A 272-nucleotide genomic window follows, 5' to 3' on the forward strand; every position below is an offset into this window, starting at 1 on the left:
TACCAACTGAGCTAACGACCCATTTATTTATCTGGCTTACTACCTTAAAACTAAATCATTTTGAAATGGTGGGTCGTGCGGGATGACTCGGCTTTCGCCTCGCCCTTCGGGCCGTTGCTGCGCAACGTTGTCTCGCTTTCGCTCGACTCGAACCTTTACGGTTCTCACCCACACGTCTTACCTATTTCTACTATTTTTGAATGGTGGGTCGTGCGGGATTCGAACCTGCGACCAATTGATTAAAAGTCAACTGCTCTACCAACTGAGCTAAC

General features: G+C 47.8%; 1 other RNA gene. It reads right to left on the bottom strand.

The features are described from left to right. Positions 1 to 66 precede the first annotated feature (66 nt). Positions 67 to 188, bottom strand: a non-coding RNA gene (locus M992_RS14920) — RtT sRNA. Positions 189 to 272 lie beyond the last annotated feature (84 nt).

Source organism: Moellerella wisconsensis ATCC 35017 (assembly GCF_001294465.1).
In the GTDB taxonomy this organism is placed as follows: domain Bacteria; phylum Pseudomonadota; class Gammaproteobacteria; order Enterobacterales; family Enterobacteriaceae; genus Moellerella; species Moellerella wisconsensis.